This is a genomic window from Actinosynnema sp. NPDC059335 (assembly GCF_042752395.1).
GTDB lineage: Bacteria > Actinomycetota > Actinomycetes > Mycobacteriales > Pseudonocardiaceae > Actinosynnema.
This window is the reverse complement of sequence record NZ_JBHYXZ010000099.1, coordinates 26,972-32,237: the sequence shown is the minus strand read 5'-3', so window position 1 is coordinate 32,237 and position 5,266 is coordinate 26,972. Positions and strand designations below refer to the sequence as shown.

The window sequence follows — 5,266 nt, the reverse complement described above, 5'->3', positions numbered from 1 at the left end:
AGGGGCTGAGCCGGAGCCCGACGGCTCGCGCTAACACGATCGAGTGATCATCGCCAAAATATGTACGGAAACACTGTTACTGCACCTCGGTTAAAACCATGAGGAGCCCGACAACCACCCCCGACCCCTCAACCACCCCCACCCCTCAGCCACCCCCGACCCGCCCCAGCCACCACCCCGTCCCAACCGCCACCGCCGTCCCGCCACCCGCCCTGACCGCCACACGCCCCAGCCGCCACACGCCCCAGCCGCCACACGCCCCAGCCGCCACACGCCCCAGCCGCCACACGCCCCGCCCGCCACACGCCCCGCCCGCCACACGCCCCGCCCGGCACCCCGGCCGCAGCCGACCACCGCCCCGGCACCCTTCCCCCAGCCGGGCACGGACGAGAGCGAGCGGGTCAGGCCACCGGCACCGCCAGGTCGGCGTCACCCCCGAGCCCGGTGCCGGCGACGGACGCGGCGACCAGCCCCAGCCGGCGCGCGGCATCGCGGAGCACGTCGGCCGGCTGCACGAACGGCAGCCGCAGCCAGCGCTCGAACCCGCCGTGGACCCCGAAGCGCGACCCCGGCGCGAGCCGGATCCCGTGGTTCTGCGCCACGACGGCGATGCGCGTGCTCACCGGCGCGTCCAGCTCGCACCACACGCTGAGCCCACCGGCCGGCCTGCGGAAACGCCACGTCGGGCAGTGCTCGCGCAGCCCTTCGATGAGCACGTCGCGCTGCGCCGCCAGCTGGGCCCTCCGCTCGCGCAGCGCGGGCTCCGGATCGGCCAGCAGCTCCGCCAACACCAGCTGCTCCACCACCGCGGACCCCAGGTCGAGCGCGGTGCGGGTGGAGATCAGGCGGTGGACCACCTCGGGGGTCGCGCGGATCCAGCCGATCCGCAGGCCGCCCCAGTGCGACTTGCTCGCCGAACCCAGCGTCACGACCAGGTCCTCGCCGAACGCCGCCGTCGGCGGCGGGCCGGCCGACGGGTCGCCGTCCAGGTCCAGTTCCACGAGCGTCTCGTCCACGACCAACGGCGTGCGGGCACGTCGCGCGGTCTCGACCAGCTCGGCCCGGCCCTCGGCGTCCAGCCGGTGCGCGGTGGGGTTGTGGAAGTCCACGACCACGTACGCCATGCGCGGCGCGGCTTGGCGGAGGGCGGCGGCGATGCCGGGCAGGTCCCAGCCGGTCTCGGTCATCGCGACGGGGATCGGGATGGCGGAGACGGCCTTGATCGCGTCCAGCGCGTTGGGGTAGCTGGGCTGCTCGACCAGCACGCGATCACCCGGTCCGGTGAACAGCCGCAACGTCAGCGCCAGCGCGTGCTGCGCGCCGCTGGTGACCACGATCTGGTCGGGTGACGTCGGCAGCCCGCGCGCCGCGTACCGCTCGGCGATGCGTTTGCGCAGCTCGGGCACCCCGTGCTCGAAGTACCCGTGATCGGCCAGGTGGTCGGGCAGGAACCGCCGGACCTGGTCGAACGCCGCCAGCACCCCCGGCAGGGCGGGCGGGGCGGCGCGCGCGAAGTCGACCATGCTGGACCCGACCAGCGGGGTGTCCGGCACGACGCCCAGCGCCCCGGTCGGCAGGCTGATCCACGTCCCGGCCCCGCGGCGGCTCGCGACCAGCCCCTCCGACCGCAACTGGTCCAGCGCCGCCGTGATCATCGTCCGGCTCACCGGCAGCACCTGGGCCAGCTCGCGCTCGGCGGGCAGCCGCGTGCCGGCGGGCAGCCGCCCGTCCAGCACCAGCATCCGCACCGCCGCCGCGAGGTCCGCGGCCCCGTGACGTGCGCCACTGCGACGCCACTCGCCGAGCAGTCGGGCCAGGCGGAAACCGGATATACGTCCACCTGGTGGGACTTCAGCGCTCATAAGGCCAATTATTGCCAATTGGCTGTGGAATACAAGGCCAATCGCGACGAAGGATGGCCACATGCTCGCCGCCCTCACCCCGGTCCCGGTCACCGTCTCCCCGCTGCGCCGCGTCCCCCAGCTCCTCGCCGGCCTGTGGCTCTACGGCACGAGCATGGCGCTGCAGATCCGCGCCACCCTCGGCCTCGACCCGTGGGACGTGCTGCACGAGGGCCTGACCAAGCTCACCGGCCTGTCGTTCGGCCTGGTCACCGCCCTGGTCGGGGTCGTGGTCCTGCTCTGCTGGATCCCGCTGCGGCAGAGACCGGGCGTCGGCACGGTCAGCAACGTGGTCGTCATCGGCCTCGCGGTGGACGCCACCCTGGCCGTCCTCCCGACCCCGACCGGCCTGCTGCCGCGCATCCTGTTCCTCGCCGCCGGCATCGTGCTGAACGGCCTGGCCGCGGCCGTCTACATCGGGGCCCGCCTGGGCCCCGGCCCGCGCGACGGCCTGACGACCGGCTTCTGCGCGCGGACCGGGACCTCGTTGCGCCTGGTGCGGACGGTGGTCGAGCTGACCGTGCTGGCCGTCGGCTGGCTGCTCGGCGGCACGATCGGCGTCGGGACGGTCCTCTACGCCGTCACCATCGGCCCGCTGACCCAGGCGTTCCTCCCCCTGGTCACCTGGGTGAGCGAGCGACCCGCTTCCTGACCTCCACGTAGTTCACCCCGCGCGCCTCCAGCACCTCGGCCACGAGCCCCCGCTGGGCCAGCAGCGCCAGCAGCATGTGCTCCTGGCGCAGGGAGCTGTGGCCGAGGTCGCGCGCCTCGGACAGGCTGCGCTCCAGCGTCTTCTTCGCCGCCGCGGTGAACGGCAGGTGGTTGCCGAAGAACCGCCGCCGACGCCGGGTCCTCGGGCCGGCCAACGCGCCCTCGCCGTGGGTGCGCTCGACGGACGCCACGATCTGGTCGACGTCGATGCCGAGCCGCCGCAGCGCTTCCGTGTCGGCGTCGCTGAGGCCGCCCTTGCGCCGGGCGGCGAGGAACGCGTCCACGACCTCGTCGCGCTCCAGGTGGAACTCGGCCAGCACCGGCGCGTCGAGCAGCGCCAGGGCCAGGTGCTCGGGCCCGATCTCGGGCGCGTCGAGGCGCTCGGCCTGCACGACGGCGTCGTGGACGGCCTGGCGGGCGGATCTGGTGAACCGTTCGCCGATCATCGGTCTCCCCCGTGCTTCTTGTGGACGGCCTGCCGGGTCACCCCGAGTTCGGCCGCGATCTCCTGCCATGACCAGCCGCGGGCGCGGGCGTTGCGCACCTGCACGGCTTCGAGTGTTTCCAGCAGGCGGCGCAGCGCGCTGACCGCCCGGAGCCCGACCCTGGGGTCCTGGTCGCCCGCCGCCGAGGCGAGTTCGGTTGCCTCCGTCATGCCGTCAACTTTGGTTGACATCCGCCGACTTGTCAACCCAAGTTGACACGCTACGCTCGGGGTCGATGCCCGAGATCACCACCGCCGAACGGGCCGGGGTGGGTCGTGACGGCCTGCCGCGCCCCACCGAGGACCGCATCGTGCTCCTGCCGAACGCGGTGGTGGTGCTGGACGGCGCGACCTCGCCCACGCCCCGCGTCCGCGACGGCGGCTGGCACTCGCGCCACCTGGCCGGGCAGTTCACCCGCCTCGACCGGGACCTCGACCACGACCTGGCCGACGAGCTGGCCGGGGCCATCGCCCGCCTCGCCGCCGAGCACGGCCTGACGCCGGGCGACTCGCCGTCCAGCACGGTGGCGATCACGCGGTGGACCGACGCCTCGGTGGACGTGCTGGTGCTCGCGGACAGCCCGGTCGCCGTGTTCACCGACGCCGGCGTCGAGGTGGTCGCCGACCACCGGCTGCGGGACCTGCGGGGCCAGGTCCACCCGATCACGGACTGGCGCAACCGCGAGGGCGGCTGGTGGGTGGCCGAGGCCGACCCGGCCGCCGCGCACCGGGCCGTACGGGCGAGTTGGCCGCGGGACCGGGTCCGGGCCGTGCTGATGGCGACCGACGGCGTGTCCTGCGGCGTGGACGACTACGGCTTGTTCGCGGACTGGCAGGCCGTGTTGCGAATCACGTCCGAAAAAGGCCCGGAAGCGGTGCTGGACGAGATCCGCGCGGCGGAGGCGGGTGATCCCGGGCGCACGAAGTGGCCGCGGCCGAAAGTGCACGACGACCAGGCGTTGGCGGTCATCCGATTCACCGCCGGGAAATGAGAAAAGCCCCTCACGGCCGGCGAGGGGCTTTTCGAACGATCTGGTGGCCAGGGGCGGGGTCGAACCGCCGACCTACCGCTTTTCAGGCGGTCGCTCGTACCAACTGAGCTACCTGGCCAGGTAGCGGCTCGACCAACCGGCCGAACTGCCTTGCGACCCAGACGGGACTCGAACCCGCGACCTTCGCCGTGACAGGGCGACGCGCTAACCAACTGCGCCACTGGGCCTTGCTCACTTCTGCCTTGCTGTACTGCGTGCCCCCAACGGGATTCGAACCCGCGCTACCGCCTTGAAAGGGCGGGGTCCTAGGCCGCTAGACGATGGGGACCAGGTTCCTCCAGCAGCCCTTGGGCCACCTTCTTTCCCAGGCCCTCCACGCTGTCCGGTGGAAGCATCGTAAGCATAGGGCACGGGGGTCCACACCTCCAAAACGGGGGTCCAACAAGGTGTTGACCTGCGATTCCACCCCGGTTCACGGCGGGCCGCGACGACGCGGCCCCTCCGGGAAGGGGTCCCGGAGGGGCCGCGGCTCGTGACGTCCTAGCGCTGCACGGGTGGCACGCCCCCGTCCTCGCCCGGTGACAGCCCGAGCATGTCGAGCAGCAACCGGCAGTCCTCGGCACTGGTGGCGCCGCGCGCCACCGACAGCCGAGCCCGGTGGACCTGCTCGTCCGAGATCCGCGACGGCTCACCGGTTCGCTGGGCAGGCACCCCACCGCCGCCCGGCCTGGACATCGCGTCGTCCTGGTTCCACAGGAACTGACGCACTTCTAGGGACCCGCTCATGACGCCTCCCCGACTTGAGGTTGGCGCGAGGCTAAGCGAGCCCATCGAGCCGCCACAGCCCCCCGGAGAGTGATTCAGGGGCGACACAGCGTCACTTTCCGTGTAGGCCACTTGGTGTCAAGCGCGGCGTGATGTGCTTGTCGCGAACGAGGAGGGTGCCACCCATGACCGAACCGGTACCGGGGCAGACGCCGGAACCAGCGGCGGCGGAGGATGCCGCCGCCACGCCGCCACCGACGGACGGGACGAGCGGGCCCGCGGCCGCGGCGAACCCGCAGGAGCTGTTCGGCAGCCTGGGGGGGGTGGCGGGTGAGGAGGGGCGCGCACCCGCGTTTGATAGAAAAAAAATAAACACTGTCGGGGTGTGTGGGTGGGGCGGCGGGGAGTGTGAG

Annotated in this window: 6 protein-coding genes and 3 tRNA genes; 2 read left to right on the top strand and 7 right to left on the bottom strand. The window is 72.7% G+C overall.

All coding sequences use genetic code 11. The features are described from left to right. Window positions 1-401 precede the first annotated feature (401 nt). A complete protein-coding gene (locus ACFXGA_RS26945; RefSeq protein ID WP_378092403.1) occupies window positions 402-1,862 on the bottom strand; it encodes a PLP-dependent aminotransferase family protein in 1,461 nt (486 codons plus the stop codon). A 61-nt stretch (window positions 1,863-1,923) separates the two neighbouring features. On the opposite strand from ACFXGA_RS26945, the gene ACFXGA_RS26940 reads away from it, so the two are divergent. After that, complete coding sequence (locus ACFXGA_RS26940; RefSeq protein WP_378092400.1) at window positions 1,924-2,553, top strand: YitT family protein; 630 nt, start codon at window positions 1,924-1,926, stop codon at window positions 2,551-2,553. Here ACFXGA_RS26940 and ACFXGA_RS26935 read toward each other — a convergent pair. Together ACFXGA_RS26935 and ACFXGA_RS26930 are read right to left on the bottom strand one after the other, a co-directional pair. Then, a complete protein-coding gene (locus ACFXGA_RS26935; RefSeq protein WP_378092398.1) occupies window positions 2,522-3,058 on the bottom strand; it encodes a Clp protease N-terminal domain-containing protein in 537 nt (178 codons plus the stop codon). The genes ACFXGA_RS26940 and ACFXGA_RS26935 overlap by 32 nt on opposite strands. Then, window positions 3,055-3,267 (bottom strand): helix-turn-helix domain-containing protein, encoded by a 213-nt coding sequence (locus ACFXGA_RS26930; protein WP_077010893.1) that lies wholly within the window; start codon window positions 3,265-3,267, stop codon window positions 3,055-3,057. The genes ACFXGA_RS26935 and ACFXGA_RS26930 overlap by 4 nt, the downstream gene beginning before the upstream one ends. A gap of 65 nt (window positions 3,268-3,332) precedes the next feature. On the opposite strand from ACFXGA_RS26930, the gene ACFXGA_RS26925 reads away from it, so the two are divergent. Then, a complete protein-coding gene (locus ACFXGA_RS26925) occupies window positions 3,333-4,088 on the top strand; it encodes a protein phosphatase 2C domain-containing protein (protein ID WP_378092396.1) in 756 nt (251 codons plus the stop codon). A 41-nt stretch (window positions 4,089-4,129) separates the two neighbouring features. On the opposite strand, the gene ACFXGA_RS26920 is transcribed toward ACFXGA_RS26925, so the two are convergent. From ACFXGA_RS26920 to ACFXGA_RS26905, 4 genes are all read right to left on the bottom strand, one after another. Next, window positions 4,130-4,206: transfer RNA gene (locus ACFXGA_RS26920), tRNA-Phe, on the bottom strand. 35 nt (window positions 4,207-4,241) lie between these two features. Further along, window positions 4,242-4,315: transfer RNA gene (locus ACFXGA_RS26915), tRNA-Asp, on the bottom strand. 28 nt (window positions 4,316-4,343) lie between these two features. Next, a tRNA-Glu gene (locus ACFXGA_RS26910) sits at window positions 4,344-4,416 on the bottom strand. Window positions 4,417-4,628: 212 nt separating this feature from the next. After that, complete coding sequence (locus tag ACFXGA_RS26905) at window positions 4,629-4,874, bottom strand: hypothetical protein (RefSeq protein WP_378092394.1); 246 nt, start codon at window positions 4,872-4,874, stop codon at window positions 4,629-4,631. Window positions 4,875-5,266: the final 392 nt, after the last annotated feature.

What these genes read in the sequence shown, in the direction of transcription:
- ACFXGA_RS26945 (WP_378092403.1), bottom strand. Translation starts at nt 1,862, where the DNA reads ATGAGCGCTGAAGTCCCACCAGGTGGACGTATATCCGGTTTCCGCCTG.
- ACFXGA_RS26940 (WP_378092400.1), top strand. Translation starts at nt 1,924, where the DNA reads ATGCTCGCCGCCCTCACCCCGGTCCCGGTCACCGTCTCCCCGCTGCGC.
- ACFXGA_RS26935 (WP_378092398.1), bottom strand. Translation starts at nt 3,058, where the DNA reads ATGATCGGCGAACGGTTCACCAGATCCGCCCGCCAGGCCGTCCACGAC.
- ACFXGA_RS26930 (WP_077010893.1), bottom strand. Translation starts at nt 3,267, where the DNA reads ATGACGGAGGCAACCGAACTCGCCTCGGCGGCGGGCGACCAGGACCCC.
- ACFXGA_RS26925 (WP_378092396.1), top strand. Translation starts at nt 3,333, where the DNA reads ATGCCCGAGATCACCACCGCCGAACGGGCCGGGGTGGGTCGTGACGGC.
- ACFXGA_RS26905 (WP_378092394.1), bottom strand. Translation starts at nt 4,874, where the DNA reads ATGAGCGGGTCCCTAGAAGTGCGTCAGTTCCTGTGGAACCAGGACGAC.